21 protein-coding genes and 1 riboswitch are annotated in these 19,678 nt (G+C 66.4%); of the genes, 15 read left to right on the plus strand and 6 right to left on the minus strand.

From position 1 onward, the window contains the following. The first annotated feature begins 29 nt into the window (after nucleotides 1–29). From CH292_RS17180 to CH292_RS17195, 4 genes are all read left to right on the plus strand, one after another. The gene (locus tag CH292_RS17180; protein ID WP_019663019.1) at nucleotides 30–518 is read left to right on the plus strand and encodes a hypothetical protein; all 489 of its coding nucleotides are present in this window, start codon (nucleotides 30–32) and stop codon (nucleotides 516–518) included. A 90-nt stretch (nucleotides 519–608) separates the two neighbouring features. Then, nucleotides 609–2,009 carry a PepSY domain-containing protein gene (locus tag CH292_RS17185; RefSeq protein ID WP_256978191.1) on the plus strand — a complete coding sequence of 467 codons (1,401 nt, stop codon included), beginning with the start codon at nucleotides 609–611 and terminating at the stop codon, nucleotides 2,007–2,009. Then, the gene (locus CH292_RS17190) at nucleotides 2,006–2,473 is read left to right on the plus strand and encodes a copper chaperone PCu(A)C (protein ID WP_019663021.1); all 468 of its coding nucleotides are present in this window, start codon (nucleotides 2,006–2,008) and stop codon (nucleotides 2,471–2,473) included. Before CH292_RS17185 ends, CH292_RS17190 begins: the two co-directional genes overlap by 4 nt. Then, nucleotides 2,466–3,632 (plus strand): Dyp-type peroxidase, encoded by a 1,167-nt coding sequence (locus CH292_RS17195; RefSeq protein WP_094655304.1) that lies wholly within the window; start codon nucleotides 2,466–2,468, stop codon nucleotides 3,630–3,632. The genes CH292_RS17190 and CH292_RS17195 overlap by 8 nt, the downstream gene beginning before the upstream one ends. Before the next feature lie 4 nt (nucleotides 3,633–3,636). On the opposite strand, the gene CH292_RS17200 is transcribed toward CH292_RS17195, so the two are convergent. After that, on the minus strand, nucleotides 3,637–4,086 hold the full coding sequence (locus CH292_RS17200) for a hypothetical protein (protein ID WP_020110936.1): 450 nt from the start codon (nucleotides 4,084–4,086) through the stop codon (nucleotides 3,637–3,639). Nucleotides 4,087–4,165: 79 nt separating this feature from the next. Here CH292_RS17200 and CH292_RS17205 point away from each other — a divergent pair, with 79 nt between their 5' ends. From CH292_RS17205 to CH292_RS17235, 7 genes are all read left to right on the plus strand, one after another. Next, nucleotides 4,166–4,504, plus strand: coding sequence for a plastocyanin/azurin family copper-binding protein (locus tag CH292_RS17205; RefSeq protein ID WP_019663024.1), 339 nt, complete (start codon nucleotides 4,166–4,168; stop codon nucleotides 4,502–4,504). 58 nt (nucleotides 4,505–4,562) lie between these two features. Further along, nucleotides 4,563–5,168, plus strand: a complete 606-nt coding sequence (locus CH292_RS17210) for a hypothetical protein (protein WP_094655305.1) — start codon at nucleotides 4,563–4,565, stop codon at nucleotides 5,166–5,168. A 9-nt stretch (nucleotides 5,169–5,177) separates the two neighbouring features. After that, nucleotides 5,178–5,573 (plus strand): DUF2752 domain-containing protein, encoded by a 396-nt coding sequence (locus tag CH292_RS17215; protein ID WP_019663026.1) that lies wholly within the window; start codon nucleotides 5,178–5,180, stop codon nucleotides 5,571–5,573. 110 nt (nucleotides 5,574–5,683) lie between these two features. Further along, nucleotides 5,684–5,881 carry a hypothetical protein gene (locus tag CH292_RS17220; RefSeq protein WP_094655306.1) on the plus strand — a complete coding sequence of 66 codons (198 nt, stop codon included), beginning with the start codon at nucleotides 5,684–5,686 and terminating at the stop codon, nucleotides 5,879–5,881. A gap of 36 nt (nucleotides 5,882–5,917) precedes the next feature. Next, nucleotides 5,918–6,568 carry a GntR family transcriptional regulator gene (locus CH292_RS17225; RefSeq protein ID WP_019663029.1) on the plus strand — a complete coding sequence of 217 codons (651 nt, stop codon included), beginning with the start codon at nucleotides 5,918–5,920 and terminating at the stop codon, nucleotides 6,566–6,568. Then, nucleotides 6,565–7,833: an MFS transporter gene (locus CH292_RS17230; protein ID WP_019663030.1), complete on the plus strand. Its 1,269-nt coding sequence runs from the start codon at nucleotides 6,565–6,567 to the stop codon at nucleotides 7,831–7,833. Before CH292_RS17225 ends, CH292_RS17230 begins: the two co-directional genes overlap by 4 nt. Before the next feature lie 2 nt (nucleotides 7,834–7,835). Next, the gene (locus CH292_RS17235; RefSeq protein ID WP_094655307.1) at nucleotides 7,836–8,441 is read left to right on the plus strand and encodes a hypothetical protein; all 606 of its coding nucleotides are present in this window, start codon (nucleotides 7,836–7,838) and stop codon (nucleotides 8,439–8,441) included. 17 nt (nucleotides 8,442–8,458) lie between these two features. Here CH292_RS17235 and CH292_RS17240 read toward each other — a convergent pair whose 3' ends face one another. Next, nucleotides 8,459–9,805, minus strand: coding sequence for a M1 family metallopeptidase (locus tag CH292_RS17240; RefSeq protein WP_037143347.1), 1,347 nt, complete (start codon nucleotides 9,803–9,805; stop codon nucleotides 8,459–8,461). Then, on the minus strand, nucleotides 9,802–13,800 hold the full coding sequence (locus tag CH292_RS17245) for a Pls/PosA family non-ribosomal peptide synthetase (protein ID WP_094655308.1): 3,999 nt from the start codon (nucleotides 13,798–13,800) through the stop codon (nucleotides 9,802–9,804). The genes CH292_RS17240 and CH292_RS17245 overlap by 4 nt, the downstream gene beginning before the upstream one ends. A 227-nt stretch (nucleotides 13,801–14,027) precedes the next feature. Continuing rightward, a riboswitch (SAM riboswitch) is annotated at nucleotides 14,028–14,143 on the plus strand. A 51-nt stretch (nucleotides 14,144–14,194) separates the two neighbouring features. On the opposite strand from CH292_RS17245, the gene CH292_RS17250 reads away from it, so the two are divergent. After that, a complete protein-coding gene (locus tag CH292_RS17250) occupies nucleotides 14,195–15,538 on the plus strand; it encodes an aminotransferase class V-fold PLP-dependent enzyme (RefSeq protein ID WP_094655309.1) in 1,344 nt (447 codons plus the stop codon). Between the two features lie 138 nt (nucleotides 15,539–15,676). After that, a complete protein-coding gene (locus CH292_RS17255) occupies nucleotides 15,677–16,186 on the plus strand; it encodes a hypothetical protein (RefSeq protein ID WP_230594324.1) in 510 nt (169 codons plus the stop codon). A 31-nt stretch (nucleotides 16,187–16,217) separates the two neighbouring features. Here the strand turns inward: CH292_RS17255 and CH292_RS17260 are convergent, their stop codons facing one another. Genes CH292_RS17260 through CH292_RS17270 form a run of 3 tightly spaced genes read right to left on the minus strand, consistent with a single transcriptional unit; the run spans nucleotide 16,218 to nucleotide 18,686 of the window. Beyond that, nucleotides 16,218–16,691: a YbaK/EbsC family protein gene (locus tag CH292_RS17260; RefSeq protein WP_019663036.1), complete on the minus strand. Its 474-nt coding sequence runs from the start codon at nucleotides 16,689–16,691 to the stop codon at nucleotides 16,218–16,220. Between the two features lie 34 nt (nucleotides 16,692–16,725). After that, on the minus strand, nucleotides 16,726–17,688 hold the full coding sequence (alc, locus tag CH292_RS17265) for an allantoicase (RefSeq protein ID WP_033190138.1): 963 nt from the start codon (nucleotides 17,686–17,688) through the stop codon (nucleotides 16,726–16,728). A gap of 5 nt (nucleotides 17,689–17,693) precedes the next feature. Continuing rightward, nucleotides 17,694–18,686, minus strand: coding sequence for a hypothetical protein (locus CH292_RS17270; protein ID WP_019663038.1), 993 nt, complete (start codon nucleotides 18,684–18,686; stop codon nucleotides 17,694–17,696). 112 nt (nucleotides 18,687–18,798) lie between these two features. Here CH292_RS17270 and CH292_RS17275 point away from each other — a divergent pair, with 112 nt between their 5' ends. Together CH292_RS17275 and CH292_RS17280 are read left to right on the plus strand one after the other, a co-directional pair. Beyond that, complete coding sequence (locus CH292_RS17275) at nucleotides 18,799–19,380, plus strand: TetR/AcrR family transcriptional regulator (protein WP_019663039.1); 582 nt, start codon at nucleotides 18,799–18,801, stop codon at nucleotides 19,378–19,380. 70 nt (nucleotides 19,381–19,450) lie between these two features. Continuing rightward, entirely contained in the window at nucleotides 19,451–19,672 is a 222-nt protein-coding gene (locus CH292_RS17280) for a DUF6480 family protein (protein ID WP_019663040.1), read from the plus strand. Nucleotides 19,673–19,678 lie beyond the last annotated feature (6 nt).

Genomic DNA, 19,678 nt, shown 5'->3' on the forward strand with positions numbered 1-19,678 from the left:
TGACTTTCCGCCCCGACGCTCGTGCGCGTATGCGCGGCGCGTTCGTCGGGGCTGCCTCCGGTGCGCTGAGCATCGCAGCACACGGCGTGGGCGGCGGAGTCATGGTGCCGAGCGAATCGGCCCTCGTACTGCTCGTGGTCGTCAGTGCGGCCCTCGGCGTCCTGACCGCAGCCCTCGGGGACCGCGTCCCGACGACGGTCGTGCTCGTACTCGGTCAAGTCGTCGGACACACGGTGCTGACGGCGGCGAGTGGGCATCACCACGGCTCGTCGCTCAGTCCGACGATGCTGGCGGCGCACGCATGCGCGACGGTGGTGTGCGCCCTGCTCATTCGTGGTGCCGTGCTCGGGCACAGTCGAGCGTTGGCCGTGTTGCGCCGGATCCTTCCCGTGTTGTGTCTGGTTCTGCCCGTGCAGGATCGGGCTCGCACCGAGAGCACCGAATACCGGCCGAACGTCGTACTCCGACTGTTGGTGTCGTCGGGAACAGGAACTCGCGGGCCTCCCTGCCCTGCTTGATCTTTCGTTCCCTCACACCCGGTGATCCCTCGCGCGTGAAGCGCCGTCGATCACCGGGGTCTTGCGACACCCGACAGAACTGGAACACCTATGTCCACAACCGGCACAGTCGTGCCCGACATCGGGCCGGACCGACCCGATCGATCACCGCCACGTCCCTCTCTGGTCATGCGCCTGCACTTCTACGCAGGCATCTTCGTCGGACCGTTCATCCTGATCGCCGCGCTCACCGGTGGTCTCTACGCACTCGCGCCGACGGCCGAGAACATCCTGTACTCCGACCTGCTGACCACCGACTCGGCTGGGCCCACCGCCTCGGTGGCCGAGCAGGTCACGGCCGCGACCCAGGTCAGGCCCGACCTGACCCTCGACGCCGTACGCCCGGCAACAGAACCCGGCACCACCACCAGGGTCATGTTCACCGATCCCTCACTCGGCAAGTCCGAACGGCGAGCAGTCTTCGTCGACCCGGTCACCGCGGAATCCGTCGGCGAATCGGTGGTGTACGGCAGCAGCAACGCACTGCCGGCCCGCACCTGGATCAGCGGATTCCACCGGCATCTTCACCTCGGCGAACCCGGCCGCATCTACAGTGAACTCGCCGCATCCTGGATGTGGGTCGTCGCCCTCGGCGGCGTCGTGCTCTGGGTGCGACGGTATCGACGCGGCGGACGACTCCTCACCGTCGACCGATCGTCGAAAGGTCGAGCCAGGAACCGCAATTGGCACGGAAGTGTCGGTATCTGGATAGCCATCGGTCTCGTTTTTCTGTCCGCAACGGGACTGACCTGGTCCAAGTACGCCGGTGAGAACATCACCGAACTGAGGTCCTCCTTGAACTGGGCCACGCCGGGAGTGAGTTCGTCGATCAGCGGTGACGCGCCGGCACCGCCCGGCGACCACGCAGGCCACGACATGTCGGCCATGGCACCGGAGGCCGACGTGGTGTCCGCTGGAATCGGCCGCCTCGACGCCGTCATCGGAACGGCTCGGGCGGCGGGGCTCGCCGGCGCAGTGGAAGTCACCATCCCTGGTACGGCCGACACAGCCTTCGTCGTCGCGCAGACGCGTGGGCCGTGGGTGTTCTCCACGAGTTCCCTTGCCATCGACGGAAATACCAACTCGATCGTCGATACCAACTGGTTCTCGGAGTGGCCGCCGGCCGCGAAGCTGGCCGCCTGGGGCATTGCGCTGCACATGGGCATTCTGTTCGGGATCGCCAACCAGATCGCGCTGGCACTGCTGGCCGTGGCCTTGGTGACGGTGATCGTCCGCGGATACCTCATGTGGTGGCAACGTCGTCCTTCGGCATCCGCCCCGCCCGCAGGCGGGCTGCACCGGTTGCCGGTCCGGCAGCTCGTCCCGCTCGCTGCGATCACTGCCGTGATCGGCTGGTTCGTACCACTTCTCGGCATCAGCATCCTCGTCTTCCTTCTCGTCGATGCCCTTCTCGGGCTTCGGCGCCGCGCATCGACATCGGAGTCGCCATGAAAAAACTTCTCGTAGCCCTCGCATCGTTCGCCCTGCTCGCCGGATGTAGCTCGGAAACTCCTGCAACGGAGTCGAATTCGGTCACCATCCGCGAGGCCTGGATCAAATCTGCCGACACGGGAATGACCTCCGCGTTCGCGGAGATCCAGAACACCGGAGACACCCAGGTCCGGGTGGTCTCCGCGCAGTCACCCGCCTCGTCGATGATGGAACTGCACGAGGTGGTCGCCAGTGCCGACGGAACGATGGTGATGAAGCCCAAGGAAGGTGGATTCGCCGTCGGCGCACAGGAAACCAAGGTGCTCCAGGCGGGCGGGGACCACATCATGTTGATGGATGTGACGTCGCCGTTGACTCCTGGAGCAGACACCGACATCACGCTGACGTTCGAGGACGGATCGTCGTCCACGTTCACTGCGCAGGTCCGCGAGTTCGCGGGCGCGCAGGAAAACTACGGTGGCTGACGCAGCACCACGCCGCAGTCCCGGAATCAGCAGGCGACGCCTTCTCGGTGGAGGCGTCGCCGCGCTGGGAGCTGCGGGTGTGGCGTACGGATACACAAGGGAGCCGGAGGAATTCGTCTTCGGTCGACAGGTCGTTCCGTTTCACGGGAAACATCAGGCCGGTGTCTCGACTCCGCCGCAGGCGCACGGGACGTTCGTTGCACTCGACCTCGCAGGCGGTGCAGGACGCGAACACGTGGTGTCGGTGTTGAAACTGTGGACGACGGACGCCGACAGGCTCACCCAGGGCATGCCTGCCCTGGCCGACACCGAACCGGAACTCGCGGCCGACCCGGCCAATCTGACGGTCACCGTCGGGCTCGGACCGGGCGCGTTCGCGGCGGCGAGAGTGGCGTCACCCGTCCGGCAGTTGCCTCCGTTCGGCATCGATCGACTCGAGGATCGGTGGAACGGCGGAGACCTTCTGCTTCAAGTGTGCGCCGACGACCCGTCCGCAGTGAGCCATGCGGTGCGGGTGTTGACCAAGAACGTCAGGTCGATGGCGTCGATTCGCTGGGTCCAACGAGGGTTTCGGTCCTCCCGCGGAGCCAGGACCGAAGGTACGACCATGCGGAACCTGATGGGTCAGGTCGACGGCACCGTGAACCCGGATCCGGCAACGGATTTCGACTCCCTGGTGTGGAACGGCGACGGCAGTACGTCGATGATCGTGCGCCGTATCTCCGTCGAACTCGACACCTGGGACGAGTTGGACCGCGGCGGAAGAGAATTCGCGGTCGGTCGAAAGCTGGACACGGGAGCGCCGATGACCGGCGAACGCGAGCACGACGAGGCGGATTTCGATGCCACCGATCGGTTCGGCATCCCGGTGATCTCGCCTGCGTCGCACATTGCACGTGCCCGGCACACGCACGACGGGGAGCGGTTCTTCCGGCGTGCGTACAACTACGACGACGCACCCGAGGGAGGTTCGACGAGCAATTCGGGGTTGATCTTCGCAACGTATCAGCGCGACATCGACACGCAGTTTCTTCCCGTGCAGCAGCGGTTGGACGAGCACGATGCGCTGAACGAGTGGACGACGCCCATCGGTTCGGCGGTGTTCCTCGTTCCCGCAGGAACCTCGGAAGGGGGATATCTCGGGGAGGCGCTGGTCTAGCCGCCTACGGAACCCACCAGTTTCCCTGCCCACGGACAAGGGTGAAGCCACCGGGAATGTCGGTCCAGGCCGAGACGTCACCGGAGCCGGTGCGGATCGGCCCGGACGGCAGGGGACCGGGGAACGCTACCCCGCCCTGCTGCGTGGTGTGGTTGAACCAGTTGATGGCGCAGTTGCACCAGTTGTTCAGCGAGAAGTCGGTGAGGCCGGGAAAGTACGGGTCGACGCGAACGAAGATCGGCTGGTTGACGATCGCCTGATCCAATCGCCACTCGATGACCGCAGCCGGATCGAAGCCGATGGTCGGGCTGATGGCGCCTGCAGGGACGAACTGGACCGGCCTGGCTTGCGCGGACGCGGTGCCGAACAAGGTAGTCGCGAGGAAGATCATCACGGTCGCGAACAGCAGGGTTGCCGACGATGCAACGCTGGTGCGGGCATGTCGTGTCGTCATGGACAAGCCTGGCCTTTCGGTCGATAGATGAACGGCGGTGATGTTACCCGAGCTCACGAGATGCCATACGGTTGAAACTGTGAGACTGAAGCTCGGCGTAGCGATCGTGGCCCTGACCGTCGCAGGATGCACTTCCCAGCCCGCCCAGGAGACGGCTGCGCCGCCGGTGAAGAACCAGGTCACCGTGGCCGATCGTGCGTACACGCCAGCCGACATCACCGTCTCGGTGGGGGAGACCGTCACCTGGGTGTTCGACGACGGTGGGATGGCTCACGATGTCGTCGCCGACGATCGGTCCTTCCGCAGCCCCCTCGCCAAGGAAGGCTCGTTCTCACATACGTTCACCGAACCGGGCACCTTCACCTACCACTGCACTCCTCACCCGGACATGATCGGCAGCGTCGTCGTCGTGGCGTAGACAAATGTCTTTGTAAACCTGTGGTTCACACCGTAACCTCACCGGTGTAAACCAAAAGTTGTCAGTATTCGACCCCGGTGACAAGCCGACCGACATCGGCGACGAGCGGTCCCGTCGCACCCACGCGCTCGTGCATCTCGGGCAGGCCATCGAGAACGAAGCCCGCGTCGTCGCCGAGGCTGCCGCGGCGACGGAGAAAGCTGCGTCCACTGCAATGTGGCTCGGTGCCAGCCTGGCCGACCTCGCCGCAGTCACCGGCAAGACCCGTCAGGCGGCCAGGAAAAGGTGGCCGGCTCTGGGCGTCGTGCATCGCCGACGCCTGTGGCTCGCCAACCATGTCGACGATATTCGCTGGGCGGTGCGGGTGCTGTTGGACAACGAAGCCGACATCACCGTCCCGGACACGTCGATCTTCGCCGAGATAACAGACCTCGACGCATCCGTCGGACGCAACTTCGACGAGTCGGCAGTTCACGAGGAGGCCGGTCCGGCGGATCGATGGTTCGCCCTGGACCGCCTGGTCGACGTCGTCCTGCGCCGGATCGTCGACGACGCCGTCACGTCCGGCGGTCAGGCCGAGTTCGCGGTGTTCGGAGCGCGCGGGGTGGTCGGCTACTACGACCACGCAGTGGACAAGCCCGAGACCGACTCGGGACTCACTTAGTCTGGATGCATGACCGAGACAGGGGCGCGACGTCGACGACGCTTCGCTGCTCCGGCGGCGGTTGCGGGACTGACGGTTGCGGCGGGAGCTGTGCTGTTCGTGCGTGATCCGAGGTCGTCGACGTACCTACCGTGTCCGTTTCATGCGCTGACCGGCGTGTGGTGTCCCGGGTGTGGTGCGACGAGGGCGTTCGGAGACCTGGTGCACGGCGACGTCGCGTCGGCCGTGTCGACCAACGTGCTCGCCGTGACACTGCTCGTGTTCGGAGTGCTCCTGTGGGCGACGTGGGTTCGCGGCCGGGCCGTTCACGCGCCGCCGAGGTGGGTAGTGCTGCTCTCGGTGATCGTCGTAGTTCTGTTCACCGTGGTCAGGAATCTGCCGTTCGGTAGCGCCCTGGCGCCTTGAGGAAAGAGGAAGCAGATGTGGCTCGAAGCGTTTTCCGTGGTCGTTCTCGTCGGAGCTCTGGTGGTGCTGATCCCGACGGCTCGGCGTGTGTTCAAGAAGGGTGACGACGAATGACCGACTCGTTGAAAGCGCGAGTGCGCGCGAAACTGCTCGATCAACTCACAGGTGACGGCGCCACCGACGCGGAGGTGGCCGAGGGCGACGACCCACGGTTCACAGCGATCCGCGACGACCTCGCTGCTCTGGACGACGCAGCAGACGACGACCCCATCGTCGACGTCCTCGCCACGAGGTACTGGGTGCCCTAGCTCGACGCCGAACGCGGCTCATCTAGTATCTATGTTGTGTCTAAGGAACCCACTGCCGCTGAGCACGCCTATGTGACGGTCAAGGAAATGATCGTCACCGGTGAGCTGCCCGGTGGGGAACTGGTCAGCGAAGGCGACATCGCCGGCCGAATGAACATCAGCCGCACTCCCGTCCGTGAGGCATTTCTGCGCCTACAGGTCGAAGGGTGGATGCGGCTCTACCCCAAGCGCGGCGCACTCGTCGTACCCATCGCTGCCAACGAGGCGGAACACGTCGTGTCCGCGCGGTGGCTCGTGGAGACCGGCAGCGTCCGAGTCGTCGCCGCGTCGCCGCACGTGCGCGAGCGGCTTCTGCCTCGGCTACGCGCGAACCTCGCCGAGCAACGGGAGATCGCCGCGACGGGTACGCGAGCCGACTTCAGCGCCGCGGACGCGGACTTCCACCGCCTGATCGTCCGAGCCGGTGCCAACCCGCTGCTCGACGCCTTCTACGACGGACTCCGCGAGCGCCAGCGGCGGATGACGACGCATTCGCTCGCCCGTGATCCCGATCAGATCTCCCGCATCGTCGACGACCACAGCCGCCTCGCGGACTTGATCGAGGCCGCCGACGTCGACGGTTTCGGCGAGGCCGTCGACACCCACATGAGACGCACACACGGATTGGACGAAGGAGGCGCGACATGACCGAGAATTCAGTGAAGGGGTCCGAAGCAACGACTCCGACGCGGACGACCGATACCAGGACGGGACGGTGGATTCTCGTAGCCGCCGGGATGTTCGCCGTCGCGTGGGGCGGAAACGAGTTCACCCCGCTACTGGTGATGTACCGGCTCGAACACGGATTCTCGGCGATCACCGTCGACACGTTCCTGTTCGCGTACGTCATCGGCATCGTTCCTGCGTTGCTCGTCTGCGGTCCGTTGTCGGATCGGCTCGGCAGGCGTCCGATCATGTTGCCGGCGACGGCCGTCGCCGCGGCGGGATCGATCCTCATCGCCATGGGTGCGGACACCGCCGCGATACTCTTCTTCGGCCGCGTGCTCAGTGGTGTGGCACTCGGTATCGGCATGGCTGTCGGCGGCAGTTGGATCAAGGAACTGTCCGCTCGGGCAGGTTCCTCGGCGGGCGCGAGGCGCGCTGCCATGAGCCTCACCGCTGGATTTGCGCTCGGCGCAGGCGTGGCGGGCGTTCTCGCGCAATGGGGTCCGTGGCCCACGCATCTCGCGTACCTGGTGCATGTCGGGATCTGCGTCGTCACCGGCCTCGGCATGATCTCGGTTCCCGAGACGCGGCCCGCAGTGCCACCCGCCGATCGGCGTCGACTCGTCGACGACCTGAAGATCCCGTCCGCCGGGCACAAGCGGTTCCTGCTGGTCGTGGTTCCGCTCGCGCCGTGGGTGTTCGGTGCGGCCAGCGTCGCCTACGCCGTTCTGCCGTCGCTGATGGCAGACCACAGCGGAGGTCATCCGATTGCGTTGTCCGCGTTGATGTCCGTGATCGCACTCGGATCCGGATTCGCGATTCAGGCGGTCGGGCGCAGAATCGACACGCCCGACGCTGCTCGCGGCGCACTCGTCGCACTGACGATTCTGGTGGTCGGCATGGTGCTGGCCGCGTGGGCTGCCTCGGTGCTGACCATCGTCGCGGCGTTGATCGCGGCAGCTGTCCTCGGTTGCGGTTACGGCATGGCCCTGGTCTCCGGGCTGCAGGAGGTGCAGCGCATCGCCGGACCCGACGACCTGGCCGGGCTCACTGCCGTCTTCTACTCGCTGACCTACCTGGGCTTCGCTGTTCCCGCGATCCTGTCGGCGCTGACCGAAGCGTGGCCGGGGGTGGTGACCTATCCGGCGATCTTCACCGCCGGTGCCGTCATCGCTGCAGTCTGCTGGGCGTTCGTTCGTACCCGTTCGACCCACCACCTCCCGGCCGAGGCGTCTAAGATCAGCTGACTATGTCGGCCTCCCCGCTCGTGACCACGCGGCGGGTCCCACTCCTCGTTCCCGTCACCGGGTTGTCGGTGTGGGATTGGCGCGAGAGTTACGCCGTGTTCCTCGCCTTCGTGATCCCGATCCTGCTGCTCTCCACCGTGCCAGTGTTGTTGCCGTTCTTCGCCATCGGGCTGATCGTCGTCGGTCTGGGGCTGCGTGTGCGCCGTATCGTCCGGTGGTGGACCCTGTTGAGATTCGCGGACCCGGTCGTCGTCGATGCCGTCGAGCAAACCGTGGCGTCGCGTGGCACCGTGCGTCTCGCTCATGCGACGGGGTGGCGTGTGCACCGCGGGTGGTTCACCGGCGAGATCCACGACAACACGATCACGTACACCGTGGGCGGAGCGCCGCGCACCCTCGTGGTGCGGGGCCTCCCGTACACCTCGGGGGTCGTACTCGCACACCCGACGCGACCTGATGCACTGTGCGTCAGCGCCTTTCCGTTCGATCTCCGGTTGAGCGACGACAGTCGGTGGTCGGTGTCGGTACCACCGTCGTCGTGGCTCGGTGCGGCGGCGACGGCCGTGCTGTACTCCGCGCTGGTGTTCGTCGTGTGGTGGACCCTGTAATTGCCGTGGTTCGAGAACTACGGCAGAGCGGGCAGCTGTTCCTGCCCCAGCCAGGCGTCCCACAGCGACCGCGGGGCTCCGAAGCGCGACGCCAGATCCGTGAAATCGGCGGTACTGACGGTCGAATAGCGGTACTTCGACGTCCATTCCTGGATCAGTTCGAAGAACTTGTCGTCGCCGATGGTGGTGCGCAGCGCATGCAACGTCAACGCGCCGCGCTTGTACACGCGGTCGTCGAACATCTTCGCGGGCCCCGGATCTCCCAGAATCAGATCCCGCGGAAGCCCTCGCTGCATGGTGTGTACGCGTCGGGCCTTCTCCGCTGCGGACGAGCCTCCCGAGTTCTCCGCCCAGATCCACTCGGAGTAACAGGCGAACCCCTCGTGCAGCCAGATGTCCTTCCACTTGCCGAGAGTGAGGCTGTTGCCGAACCACTGATGGGCGAGCTCATGCGCCACGAGCCGCTCGAAATACCGTGTGCCGGAACAGTGATTGGCGCCGAAGATGGACAGTCCCTGCGCTTCGATGGGGATCTCGAGGTCGTCGTCGGTGACCACCACGGTGTACGCGGCGAACGGGTACGGACCGTACAGGCGGGTGAAGGTCTCCATCATCTGCGGTTGACGGCCGAAGTCGTGCTCGAAATTGGGCCTGAGCCGGTGCGGCAGCACGGCTTTCATGCGGACGGGAGACTCGGTGATGGTGTGCTGGCTGTACGGGCCGATCTGGATGGTCGCGAGGTAGGTGGCCATCGGCTCGGGCTGTTCGTACACCCACGTGGTGCGGCTGGCACGAGTCTGCTTGCGAACCAGTGTCCCGTTGGCGATGGCGTAGTAAGGCGAATCGGTCGTGATGGTGATCCCGTAACTGGCCTTCGACACGGGGTGGTCGTCGCACGGAAACCACGACGCCGCGCCGTTCGGCTGACTCGCGACGATGGAACCCTCGGTGAGCTCGTCCCAGCCCACTTCGCCCCAGAACCCGTCGATGGGCTTCGGGGTTCCGCTGTACTGAATGTTCACCACCAGCGCCGCCCCCGACGCAACCGGCTTGGCGGGGGTGATCTTGAGCTTGCCTCGGTGCTGGCTGAACTTCACCGACCGTGAACCGTTGACGGTCACCTTGGACACGCGCAGTGCCGGGCCGAGATCGAACGCGAACTTCGAGACGGTGTCGGTGGTGACCGCCGTGATCTTCGCCTTACCGGCGAGCCGGTTGCTCTCGACCTTGTACTCGAGGTCCAACTCGTACCGCGACACCCGGTAGCCGCGATTGCCGTTCTGTGGCAGGTAGTCGTCGATCGGTGGGTCTGCGCCGTCGATGTCGAACGTCGGCGTCACCAACTTGGAGCCACCGAATTTCATAGGCCGGCCCCGGAGTGGAGCCCGCCGGAACGATTGTCGTGGGGGGAGTGGAGCCCGCCGGAACGACTGTCGTGGGGGGCCGCGGTCACGATGCGTGCGAAGGGGTCGCCCTTGGCCCAGGGAGCGATGGGGTTGCCCTGCCAACGGGTGTGATGGGGAACCGTGTCTCCGCGCATGACCAATGATGCAGGACCGACCGTCGCGCCGTCACCGATACCGGCGGCAGGCAACGCGACGCAGTGCGGTCCCAAGGTTGCTCCTCGTCCCAGAGTGACGCTGTCCATGGACATGATCCGATCATGGAACAGGTGTGTCTGCACAACGCACCCTCGGTTCACGGTCGCGCCGTCGGCGAGAGTCACGAGATCAGCCTCCGGAAGCCAGTACGTCTCACACCACACTCCGCGTCCGATGTCGGCGCCGAGCCAGCGCAACCACATGTTCAGCACAGCAGTACCCTCGGCGGCCCGTGCGAACCACGGTGCCGCGACGGTCTCGACGAACGTGTCGGCCACCTCGTTGCGCCACACGAACGAACTCCACAACGGATGCTCGACCTTGTCGATGCGGCCGACCCACACCCATTTGGCGGCGGCGGACACTCCGGCCGCGACAGCTCCGGCGAGCAGCAGGACGAGGCCGCTGAGCAGCGCGGCCAGCCAGAAGCCCACGGCGTCGGCGATGGCGGTCAGCCCGAACAGAACGCCGAGCCCGATTCCGAACGTGACCATCACCGGGATCAGGCGGCACGTCTCGACGAGTGATCGCGCGATCTTCAGCTTCACCGGCGGATCGAACGTGCGCGACGAGTCGGCCCGGCCCGCTGCCCGGCGCAACCTCACCGGCGGGCTGCCGAGCCACGAGGATCCGGATTTCGCCTTGTCCGGCGTCGCCGACAGGACCGCGACGAGGCCGTTCTTCGGCACGGTGCGGCCCGGCCCGGTCATCCCGGAGTTGCCGAGGAACGCACGCTTGCCGACCTTCGCGTCACCCAGGTGCATCCACCCGCCACCGAGCTCGTAGCTCGCGACCATCGTGTCGTCGGCCAGGAATGCGCCGTCGGCGACGGTCGTGAACTTGGGAATCATCAGCACGGTCGATGCCTCGACGTCCTTGCCGATCTTCGCGCCCAGCAACCGCAGCCAGTGGGGCGTGAGCAGCGACGCGTACAGCGGGAACAGGAACGTGCGGGCCGAGTCCATCAGGCGTTCGGTCGCCCACACCTGCCAACCGATGCGGCTCCGTACCGGGTGATATCCCTCGGTGAGGCCGATGCCGAGCAGGCGGACCGCCACCAGAGTGATCAGCGCGAACACACCGAGCGAGACGAGCGTGGCGACCGGAAGCATGATCGCCGCGCGCCCGACGGCACCCAGCAGGGTCGTCGCGGTGTGCAGCCACCACCCCATCAGTACGAGCGACACACCGAGGGAGAAGATCGCCATCCCGGACAGCATCAGCGACGCGACACCGTAGGCGAGGACCCAGCGCGTGGCCCGCGGGGGAGTCTCCTCCGGCCACGGATGCTCGGCCTTGCCGACCTTCTGCGCGGGCGATCCGGCCCACAGCTGCCCCGCCTTGACCCGGCCGACGACGGCCGAGCCCGCACTCACCACGGCGTTCTTGCCGACGGTCGTGCCCGGCAGGAGTGTGGACCGGGCCCCGACGGTAGCACCCGCACCGATCTTGATGCCGCCGATGTAGACGATGTCGCCGTCGATCCAGTGGCCGCTGAGATCCACTTCCGGTTCGACCGAACAACCGTCGCCCAGCTCGAGCATCCCGGTCACCGGGGGAAGGGTGTGCAGGTCGACGCCCTTGCCGATCTTCGCGCCGAGCGCGCGGGCGTAGTAGACCATCCACGGAGCACCGGACAGGTTGGACGCGCCACTGGCGTCGGTCAGCCTCGTCGCGGTCCACAGACGAATGTGTGCGCTACCGCCGCGTCGATACGCGCCGGGCTTCAGACCGGCCAGCAGGACGCGCGAACCGACGACCGAGATCGCCATGCGGCCGACCGGAGTGATGAACGCGACGAACGCGACCAGAATCCACCACCAGGACACCGTCGGCGCCCACGGAACCTCGGCGAACCAGCTCATCACGTTGAACAGGATCCCCAGCCACGTGATCCACTGCAGACCCGTCAACGTCGTCAGCGGGACCGTGGCCGCGATCTGCGTCCACTGGGCCGACCTGGACGTCGGCTCGACTTCACGCGGAACCACTTCGACGGGCGGCTTCAACTCGTCGAGATAGCGTGCGAGCGACCCGAGACGAGGGTGGTCGTAGAGCTGCGCGACGGTGATCTCCGGGAATCGCTCGCGCAGTGCCGTCACCAGCTGAGCCGCGGACAGGGATCCGCCGCCGTTCTGGAAGAAGTCCGCGTTCTCGTCGGAGACCTGCGCGCCGAGGATGTTGGTCCACAGCTCGGCGACCCATCCTGCGGTGCCGGCGAGATCGGAGCCCTCACCCATGCCGGGCAACGGCCACGGCAGGGCGTTGCGGTCCACCTTGCCCGACGTCCTCGTCGGCATTTCCTCGACGAGCGCGAGCCGCGGAACGAGTGCCGACGGCAACTGTTCGGCCAGAATCCGGCGAGCAGCTTCCAGGTCGAAGTGAGGATCGGTGCTGGCCAGATAGCCGACGAGCACCGAGTTGCCTGCGCCGGTCTTGCGCACGGCAGCGGCCGCACCGCCGACACCGGGAAGCGCCTGCAGTGCGTTGTCGATCTCACCGAGCTCGATGCGTCGGCCGCCCAACTTGATCTGATCGTCGGCGCGGCCCTGGAACAGCAGGCCTTCGAGCTCGAGCTTCACCAGGTCGCCGCTGCGGTAGGCGCGGTCCCATCCGAGCGTCGGCATCGGCGCGTACTTCTCGGCGTCCTTGGCCGGGTCGAGATAGCGGGCGAGGCCGACGCCGCCGATCACCAGCTCACCGACTTCGCCGACGGCAACAGGGTGGCCCGACCCGTCGACGACGGCCAGATCCCACCCGTCGAGCGGGAGGCCGATCCGAACGGGTCCCTTGCCGTCCATGATCGACGCGCAGGCGACGACGGTGGCCTCGGTGGGTCCGTAGGTGTTCCACACCTCGCGGCCGTCGACGGCGAGGCGCTCGGCCAGTTCCGGCGGGCACGCTTCTCCGCCGAAGATCAGCAGCCGGACGGCTTCCAACGCGACGGCAGGCCACAGGGCAGCGAGCGTCGGGACGGTCGAGACGACGGAGATGTCGCGGGACACCAGCCACGGCCCGAGATCGAATCCACTGCGCACCAGGGACCGGGGAGCGGGCACCAGGCATGCACCGTGCCGCCACGCCAGCCACATCTCTTCGCACGAGGCGTCGAAAGCCACCGACAAGCCGGCGAGGACACGGTCGCCCGGTCCCAGCGGATCGTCCTGCATGAACATCCGAGCTTCGGCGTCGACGAACGCCGCCGCGTTGCGATGACTGACCGCAACACCCTTCGGGGTGCCGGTGGAGCCGGAGGTGAAGATGACCCACGCGTCGTCGTCGGGAGTCGGGGTCGTCAGAGCATCAGGGGCGGGGGTGTCCTGCTTCTCGGCCGTACCGGCGGCGATACCGCCTGCCGTGACGACGGCGGTCACCTTGGCCTCGCCGAAGACGAGCTCGGCCCGCTCGTCGGGGTCGTCGGCGTCGACCGGCACGTAGGCGGCGCCTGCGTTCAGGATCGACAGAATCGCTACGTACAGGGAGAAGGAACCGGACGGCATCCGGATGCCGACGCGATCGCCGCGCCGGACGCCGGCCCTGGCCAGCCACTGAGCGCCTTCGTCGATGTCCTCGAGCAGTTCGCGGTAGCTGACGGAGACGGTGCCGTCGTCGATGGCCGGTGCGTCGGGAAACTGCGACGTCGTGGACCTCAGGATGTCGATGAGCGTGCGTTCCTGCGGAGCACGCTCACCGCGCAGGAACTCGGGCGGAACCCCGTTGCGGGTGTCGGCCGTTTCCGATGGTGATTGCACAGACAACCGGGTGTCCTTCTTCTCGTGTGGTACCGAAATTCGAACGAACGTCGCGCGTCGTTATCTCATGTTCGGTTGTCCAGAAGGTGAACAGTCTCGGCTGTCCCCTTCCGACACAAGTCGTAGCTCGGCATTGCGCGGATTCTACTAGGAAGTGACCCGTTCGCCCCTGTCGAAGGGTTTCCTACCTGGGAGGTTGACAATCCCTCGCCGCGTTTGCCATCCTCTTTTCAGGTCATGAGTACCAGCATCGAGCCCCGGCTTGCTGGTCGGCAACCCTCCTCCGCGGTGGGGTGCTCCGGGTGACGACCTGGCTGGCGCCGGAAAACCGGTGCAGCAAGCGCGGACTCGATTTCCGACAGGTACGTCGGGTCCCTTGATCGACAAGGGGTTATTTGTCATGACTGCTGTTCTGAACAACTCGTGTGCGTCTTTCGCGGCCGTCAGCGGAGCTGACCTTCAGGTCCCGTTGGTCGACGGAACGAGTTGCACATACGCCAATTTCGACTACGCGGCCAGCGCGCCTGCGCTCGCCGAGGTCACCGCACGGATCGCCGAGTTGCTTCCGTACTACTCGAGCGTGCACCGCGGAGCCGGGTACGCATCCCGTGTGTGCACGGCCGCGTACGAGAAGGCCCGGGTGACGGTGTCCGATTTCGTGGGCGCACAACCGGATTCGGTCGTCGTCTTCACCAGGAACACCACGGATTCGCTGAACCTGCTCGCGGGATGTGTACCGGGTGACACCGTGGTGCTGGACATCGAGCACCACGCGAACCTGTTGCCGTGGAGGGATCGTCGCGTTGTGGTCGCCGCCGACTCGATCGCCGAGACGCTGACGCGCATCGAGGTCGAGCTGGAGACGAAACCCGCTGCGCTGCTGGCGATCACCGGCGCGTCGAACGTCACCGGAGAGGTGCTGCCGATCCGCGAACTGGCCGAGCTCGCGCACTCGCACGGTGCGCGCATCCTCGTCGACGGCGCGCAGTTGGTGCCGCATCGCCGCATCGACATCGGTGATCTGGGTGTCGACTACCTCGCGTTCTCCGGCCACAAGCTGTACGCGCCGCACGGTGCAGGCGTCCTCGTCGGCAAGCGGGACTGGCTCGACGCGGCCGAGCCGTACCTCGCCGGAGGCGGCGCCGTGCGCTCGGTCTCGATCGATCGGACCGAATGGGCGCCGGTGCCCGCACGGCACGAGGCCGGAACTCCGAACGTCCTGGGAGTCGTCGCACTGGCCACGGCATGCGAGGCGCTGGCTCGGCACGAGTCGGCAGGATCGATCTCGCACGAGCGCGAACTGTCCGACCGTCTGCGCGACGGTCTGTCGTCGATCGACGGCGTCGGCCTTCTGACGGTCTGGAACGACGCACCGGACACTGTGGGCATTGTCACATTCACGGTCGACGGGTACGGCCCGGGCGAGATCGCCGCGTACCTGTCGGCAGAGCACGGAATCGGTGTGCGCGACGGCAAGTTCTGCGCGCATCCACTGCTGTCCAGGCTCGGCCACGCAGGCGGGGCCGTACGCGCCAGCCTGGGGCTCGGCAGTTCCGGAGGCGACGTCGACAGGCTGATCGACGTGGTCCGGACCCTCGCAACCGACGGACCGTCCTGGACGTACGAGGAGGACGGCGGATGGTGGAATCCGGTGCCGGATCCCCGCCCGTTCCCCGATCTGGCCGACGGTGCCGCAGGCGTGGGATCCCCATGCGCCACACAAACGGTTAGCATCGCTTCATGACAGCAATTGCTCTGTCGCAGAGCGGACTCTGGTCGGATCGCTACGTCGATCTGTGCCGTACCGCCTCGGGGTCGTGTAGGCGTTCGGGCTAGGCCTCAGCCGTCATATCCCTGCTTGCACCAGAAGGACTTCACCTTCATGTCGAACAGTTCAGCCGTACGCGTAGCACTCGTCCACCCGTCGCAGTGGACCGAAATCACCGACGCAGCCCCCACCGAGACGATCGTGCGGATCGAAGCCGCCGACCTTCGTGAAGGGCAGCAGGCACGAGCTCGTGCCCGCGCCGAGGCCGTCGAGGCGGGCAAAGACGCGGACAGCGTCGCCGTGTTCCTCGACATCGAAATCCACATCGCCGACGACGCGAGGACGGCTCGCCGCGAGTTCGCGGCCCTCGACGCGCCTACGGTGCCCGGGTCGATTCGCTACGTCGGCACACCCTCCGGACTGGCCGGCCTGATCGCCGATGTCAAGGCCGCCGACGTCGCCGACGGTGTGACCCTCCTGCCCGTCGGGCCCACGTCCCGGAATCTGGACCGCGTCGCCGACGGCGTCGTGCCGTGGCTGGAGGACCGCGGCGTGGTGTTCGCAGCGGATGCAGTTCTCGAAGGTGCAGGCGTCGCTCGTCGCAGCCGAGTGCTGGCGTCCTGATCCAGGTCACCCTCGCGGTCGGGTCACGCGTTCAGGTGACGTCGACCGCGAGTCCTGCGGTGATGCGCAGTAGTTCCGCGCTGGTGGTCCGGAAGACAGTGTTCGGATGCCCCGCCGCCGCCCACAGTTCTTTGTGTTCGGCCAGCGACTCGTCCACGTAGGTGGGCAGGTTGGTGGGGTGCCCGACGGGCGCGATGCCGCCGATCGGCTGCCCGGTCGCGTGCTTGACGAGGTCGAGCGGGGCACGCGTCAACGTTCCGTCGAGGCGGGCGCCTGTCGCCTCCAGGTTCACCTGATGCGCACCCGACACGAGCAGAAGAACCGGATCGTCGTCGAGCAGGAAGACCAGCGATTTCACGATCGCGCCGACGGCGACACCCAACGATTCAGCGGCGGCCTCGGCCGTCGGTGTCGGCTCGGGCGAGGTGACGACGACGCCGTGGTGTCCGCGCGAGATCAGAATGTCCGCGACGTGGGCTGCGTTCGGGTGAAGTAGCCGGGGCATCTTCCAATGGTATTGCCACTCGGCCCGTTCGCAGTTACTCGTTGCGCAGTTCGCCGAACAGCCTGAGCCTCGCCATGCCGCCGTCGGGGAAGATGTCCATGCGCACCTCGGACACCGGCTCGGAGTGATCGAGCAGGAAGCGATGCCTGGTGTCCGGCTGCAGACGAGTGCGCGGCAGCAGTTCGATCCATTCACCGTTTCCGAGTTTGCCCGTCAACGACGCAGCACCGGGAGCGTTTCCGAGGAAGCACGACGTGTCGAGCTCGGCCAGATGGATCGTGCCCGTTCCGGCGAGAGTGACCTGGACCCAGTCGTTGGCGTCGTTGCGGCGGCGTGATGTCTCCCATCCTTCGCCCATCGAGCGAGGCGGTCCGGGGAACAACAGATTGTTGGGTGAGCTGTAGAACATGTTGGAGCACGCCGAGACGTACCCGCCGTTCTCGAGCGCCGCAAGATCGAACGGGCCTGCGGCGATGAAGCGCGGATCCGGCTTTCCTCGGCCCAGCACTCGCAACCGCGCGACACCGCCGTCCGGGTAGATGCTGAGCTTGACGTGGGTCCAGCGCTCCTCCGAGGCCACCTTGAAACGGTTCTCGGAGTCGCCCTCGACGGCGCTCTTCGGGACGATGGTCTCCCACGTGGTGTCCTCGTACAGTTCCTTCGCCGACGGGAAGCCTTCGACGGACGCCGCTTCGACGGAAATCTCCGGCGGGTAATTGCCGGTGAACCAGGCGGTGTCGACGACGACTGCGTCGACGACACCCGGCGCTCCGAGCCGCACGATGGCCTCGTCGTAACCCGATTCGCGACGCCGCCGCGTCTCCCAGCCGTCGTAGATCTGCCCTTTGTGACCGAAGGTGGCGGTCTGGTAATCGGCCTTCCCCGGCTTGACCAGATTCTCCTTCTCCGCGAACGTTTCGTCGTTCGCCCACACGACTGCGCCACCGAGAGTGCGTACCGCGAGATCTGGCAAGGGGAGGGGGAAGGTGGTTGTCATGGTGGTCAGGATACTGGGAGTGCGTCCGGTTGCTCGGTGCGTGCGGCCTTCGTGAAGGCGAACAGCAGGGCGATCCCCACCGCCGAATACGCCGCGAGGGCCAGTGCAGGCTGACCGAGGCCCGTCCCGGAGAAGTACACGATGCTGCGCACACCCTCGGTGCCGATTCCCGGCGTGATCCACCGCCCGACGGCGGCGTAGAACTCGGGGAGTACGTAGGGTCCGAACGCGCCTCCGGCACTCGGGTTTCCGAGGATCACGAACACGATGATGGCGATCGGTACCGCCGCCACTCCGATGGCTGCGCGCAGCCCGAGCGTGAACATCGACGTCGCGAACACCACTCCGGTGCCGAGGAGCCACAGCGGGAACCAGTGACCGGCGAACGTGCCGAGCAGGTGGGTGACGATCAGCGCTCCCAGCGCACCGGACAGCACGGAGTACGCGGCGAAGATTCCGAGTTGGGCAGCGGCGTCGCGGCGGGACTTCGGGGCGCCGACGAGCAGGCCGATCGCGGCGGCCAGCAGGTATCCGCCGACGACCCAGCCGACGGACAGATAGAACCCGGACAGTCCGCGGTTGTCGTGGATCCCGACGGGGATGTCGTCACGGACGACGAACTGGCGGCCCTGTGAGGCCTCGACCTCGGTGAAGATCGACTCGAGGGCAGCGGAGATGGAGCTTCCCGCGGCGCTCGCCGTGATGACCGTGTCCGTGCCCGAGGCGCTGACGACATAGGCGCCCAGCACCTCGCGGTCGCGGATCAACGACCTGGCATCTTCGGTGCTGGCGACCGCGCGCGCGTCGAGCGGTGTGCCGTCGATGGCATTGAGCTTGTCCGCGGTGTCGGTGTCGATTCCTGCGGGCAGACCTTGCTCGGCCACCACCGCGATGGGTATTTCCCGCGGGGTGGGCTGATGGAACGCGGCAACATAGCTCGCGATGAAGCCGAGTTGGAGCAGTAGTACCCCGAACGCGATCCAGACGACCTTGCGCATGCGATCTCCTCCGACATGATTGTGAATACCTCAGGTATTGAATACTCTAGGTATCGTGAACCGACAGGGTCAAGCAACGTGGGCGCCGACACAACGTCCCGGCCGCGAAAACGTGCGCGAACGACTGCTCGACGCCGCCGCCGACGAATTCACCGAGAACGGCTACGCCGCAGCCAAACTGCAGGACATCGCCCGCCGAGCCGGATTCACCAAGGGCGCCGTCTACTCCAACTTCGAATCCAAACAGGCACTCTTCGCGGAGTTGCTGTCCAAGAAGTCGATGGACCTCGCCACCCGCGTCATCGACACCGTCTCCGGCCTCGGCCCGGGCGACGCCGCAGGCAGAAGCGGCGACGCCATCGCCTCCTGGGTCGTCGACGAACCGCGCTGGCCACTGCTCGTCACCGAATACGGGATCCAAGCCGGCCGAGACCCCAGCCTCGCCGACGGATATCGACACGAACGCCGCCGACTCCGCGACGAACTCGAACGACTGATCGCCGAACGAGCCGACGACTGGGGCGTCGGCACCGGAATCGACGCACGCCGCGTCGCAACATCACTGCTCGCCCTGATCTCCGGCCTCGCCGTCGAACACTCCGTCGACCCTGAAGAGATCGACCACGACGCCATCGGCGACGCCATCTCCGCCCTCTTCACCGGCGCAATCGCACGCGCCGCTCTCGAACGTTGAACCCGGGCATCCCGAAATCTCGCAGGCTCCACTCCTGATTGGAGCCGACAGGGATGGGTAACTACGACTCATGACTGCTCAAAATCCTGAACCCGACGACACTGCAGGCCTCGAGGCCGGCGGCGGCGTCACGCCGGGCGATACCCCTCCCGCCGAGACGGGAGTGAGCGGACCGCAACACGAGCCCCCGCAGCGCAGCCTGGCCATGCCCGTTGTTGTTCTCGGTGTGATCGGACTGATCGTCGTGATCGTCGTGCTTGCCTTCGTCGGCCGGACGCTGGATCTGTTCTAGCGCCGA

This window comes from Rhodococcus sp. 14-2470-1a (assembly GCF_002259425.1).
Classification (GTDB): domain Bacteria; phylum Actinomycetota; class Actinomycetes; order Mycobacteriales; family Mycobacteriaceae; genus Rhodococcoides; species Rhodococcoides fascians_E.

Coding starts and splice junctions, on each gene's coding strand:
- CH292_RS17180 (WP_019663019.1), top strand. CDS start 30: ATGCGCGGCGCGTTCGTCGGGGCTGCCTCCGGTGCGCTGAGCATCGCA.
- CH292_RS17185 (WP_256978191.1), top strand. CDS start 609: ATGTCCACAACCGGCACAGTCGTGCCCGACATCGGGCCGGACCGACCC.
- CH292_RS17190 (WP_019663021.1), top strand. CDS start 2,006: ATGAAAAAACTTCTCGTAGCCCTCGCATCGTTCGCCCTGCTCGCCGGA.
- CH292_RS17200 (WP_020110936.1), bottom strand. CDS start 4,086: ATGACGACACGACATGCCCGCACCAGCGTTGCATCGTCGGCAACCCTG.
- CH292_RS17215 (WP_019663026.1), top strand. CDS start 5,178: ATGACCGAGACAGGGGCGCGACGTCGACGACGCTTCGCTGCTCCGGCG.
- CH292_RS17220 (WP_094655306.1), top strand. CDS start 5,684: ATGACCGACTCGTTGAAAGCGCGAGTGCGCGCGAAACTGCTCGATCAA.
- CH292_RS17230 (WP_019663030.1), top strand. CDS start 6,565: ATGACCGAGAATTCAGTGAAGGGGTCCGAAGCAACGACTCCGACGCGG.
- CH292_RS17235 (WP_094655307.1), top strand. CDS start 7,836: ATGTCGGCCTCCCCGCTCGTGACCACGCGGCGGGTCCCACTCCTCGTT.
- CH292_RS17240 (WP_037143347.1), bottom strand. CDS start 9,805: ATGAAATTCGGTGGCTCCAAGTTGGTGACGCCGACGTTCGACATCGAC.
- CH292_RS17250 (WP_094655309.1), top strand. CDS start 14,195: ATGACTGCTGTTCTGAACAACTCGTGTGCGTCTTTCGCGGCCGTCAGC.
- CH292_RS17255 (WP_230594324.1), top strand. CDS start 15,677: ATGTCGAACAGTTCAGCCGTACGCGTAGCACTCGTCCACCCGTCGCAG.
- CH292_RS17260 (WP_019663036.1), bottom strand. CDS start 16,691: ATGCCCCGGCTACTTCACCCGAACGCAGCCCACGTCGCGGACATTCTG.
- alc (WP_033190138.1), bottom strand. CDS start 17,688: ATGACAACCACCTTCCCCCTCCCCTTGCCAGATCTCGCGGTACGCACT.
- CH292_RS17270 (WP_019663038.1), bottom strand. CDS start 18,686: ATGCGCAAGGTCGTCTGGATCGCGTTCGGGGTACTACTGCTCCAACTC.
- CH292_RS17280 (WP_019663040.1), top strand. CDS start 19,451: ATGACTGCTCAAAATCCTGAACCCGACGACACTGCAGGCCTCGAGGCC.